Annotated in this window: 1 protein-coding gene and 2 pseudogenes; 2 read left to right on the top strand and 1 reads right to left on the bottom strand. The window is 64.9% G+C overall.

All coding sequences use genetic code 11. The features are described 5' to 3' along the window. Positions 1-117, top strand: a pseudogene (locus tag ROTAS13_RS26645) (IS5/IS1182 family transposase); the annotation flags it as partial. A gap of 241 nt (positions 118-358) precedes the next feature. Next, entirely contained in the window at positions 359-1,087 is a 729-nt protein-coding gene (locus ROTAS13_RS27475) for a hypothetical protein (RefSeq protein WP_167668435.1), read from the top strand. Positions 1,088-1,272: 185 nt separating this feature from the next. Here ROTAS13_RS27475 and ROTAS13_RS23015 read toward each other — a convergent pair. After that, a pseudogene (locus ROTAS13_RS23015) lies at positions 1,273-1,786 on the bottom strand (transposase); the annotation flags it as partial. Positions 1,787-2,387 lie beyond the last annotated feature (601 nt).

The raw sequence follows: 2,387 nt of genomic DNA, 5'->3' as shown, positions 1-2,387 counted from the left end.
TTCGGCCGCTGCCGACGCCTCGCTCGCGATCACGAGGCCACCGTCGGTTCCGCCGTCGCCTTCTTCACCCTCGCCGCCGCCATGATCCTCGTCCGGCGTCTGGCTCAGCCGTTATGAAACGGGGTCTGAGCCTCGACGGTCTCCCGCCATTCAAGGCGCAAAGTTGGCAGCAAATTTGGTCCAGCGTCGAGATGCCGTACCAGTCACCCAGCCGCCGAGCACCACACGCACAGAGGGGCGGATGAGTGTCGTAAGCTGGCTCAAGAGGAGCCTGGGGCTCCCAGCAGGAGCTGGTCACGGGGCTCCTTCACCTGCTGATGGTCCGTGGCATCGCTGGAGCGTTGAGGAGCGCGAGCGGGTGAAGCGCCGCCTTGAGGCGCTCGCGCCGAACGCCTTTACTGAGGACGATTACGTCCAGGTCGCCGAGTACATCTTGCAACGCTATTTGCCGGAAGGTGCGTGCAAGACCGACGCCGATTACGCGAAGGCAAGGGAGAATATCCGGGTCACCATCCGACGGAACGCGCGGATGACACCCGAGGAGAGGGCGCAGGCGGCCGAGAAGGCGAAGGCAGAGGTCGACCCGGAATTCACAGCGTGGATGGACGAACTTCTGTCGCAGGTCGGCACTCGAACGGTCGGCACGCCTGGGGCCTGGAGCCCGGTTTCCGTGAGGCCCACCGGCGACGATGCAAACGGCTTCGCGGTCTATTGTCACAGGTTCGACGTCCCGACCGCTGCTGGCATCGTGACGGCCACCGTTGCGACGACCGCCGACGAGGTCTGGCCGAAGGTGATGGCCTACGTCCGGGATCCGGAATGGGGCCCCGACCTGCAGGAGCGGGAGACGACCCGGATGGTTTGGAAATCGGCTGGAGCGCACCTCCACGTCTCGCGCATCGCCATCGAGGATGCGGTCCTGCGCGGGCGTCTGAAGCGAAGCCGTGTGCCGAAGCCGTGCAACGACCGCGAGCTCTACCGGAGAGCGCTGGACGAGGTTGTACGAGAGCTGGAGACGCGGTGGCCGGAATCGACAGCCCGGCCTCGCTCTCTCAAGCCCGCGCAGTGGCCTATGGCGGGAGATTGAGGCTGCCTGGAGGCCATCGGCCGCCTGGTGAGCAGCCTCGCGCCCTCTGCGACGGAAACCGGTCTCGTGGCTCATCGGGTGAGGCTGCCGATCGCGCCCTGCAACATGACGCTTTCCTCGGACGGCATGCCGCCAGCTTCGCCTGACGAGTTCGTTCCAGCCAGAGCTGGCCAACGTGACAATGCCGCAACGGGCCCTCTCGTAAAGGCGGCTGTCGGTCGGATGCGCGATGGCCTTCTCCATAACGGTGGTGTCCACCGCGATCTCGGACAGGCTGCGCGACGTCACGGCCCCGCAGGCACGACCCGCCTCGATAGTCTTGGTAAGCAGCCACTCCACGCCCTCCTCGCCGATGCGGCCGCGCCAGCGGCTGAGCGAGGAGGGGTGAATGGGCGGGCGGTGCTGGAAGCAGGTCTCGCCAGTGAAGTGCTGGAAGTACGGGTTCTCCACCCATCGGGCGAGCACCGCCTCGTCCGAAAGGTTGAAGGCGTGCTGCAGGTACATCAGCCCCGCCACCAGGCGCGGATGGGTGGCGGGCCGTCCCTCACCAGCTGGAAAGAAGCCCGCCCACTCCCGCTCGAACCATGGCCAGTCGATCAACCCGGCGAGCCGGACCAGCTCATGCCGTCCATCGATCATGTCGACCAGCCGTGGCCGCAGCAGGTCGGCCTGTTCCAAAGGGCGGGGACGATGCTTCATGCCCGCCAGAATCGCAGGATTATCGCATGGTTCCAACTGATCCCTGCAATTCCGGAGCGCCCAAACCAACAATTCTCCCAAGCAAATCAGTGCCCGGGAGCTTGTTCAGACCCGACGACCACACTACACGACAGTGATGGCTGGGAGGTCAGGGATGAGTTGAAATGGAGGATTCATCCCTCGCGCAGAAGGATCCTGGCCATGACTGCTCTGCCCGGCTCTCTCATGTCGACGCTATCGTCGCATCTGGCCCTGAGCAGCAGCCGCCTGGAAACGATGGTGGTGATCATCCTGGGGCTGGTGAACGGCCGCACCGTGAACCTGAGCCACATCGCCAGCCAGTTTTCCGGGCCGGCGCGTCTTTCCTCCAATTACCGTCGTCTGCAGCGTTTCTTCCAGTTCGTGCGGCTCGACGAAGCATGGCTTGCCCGCACCCTGATCGGACTTTTGAACCTGCGCGCACCGTTCACGCTATGTCTGGACCGGACCAGCTGGAAGGTGGGTGCGAAGGACATCAACCTTCTGGTGCTGGCGATTGCCGCGCGTCGGGTGCGCATCCCCATCCTGTGGAGCGTGCTTGCGGCGGGCTGCAGCAGCACCA

It is taken from the genome of Roseomonas sp. TAS13, from assembly GCF_001950415.1.
GTDB lineage: Bacteria > Pseudomonadota > Alphaproteobacteria > Acetobacterales > Acetobacteraceae > Roseomonas > Roseomonas mucosa.
The sequence above is the reverse complement of the archived record's forward strand: the minus strand, read 5'-3'. Positions and strand labels throughout refer to the sequence as shown.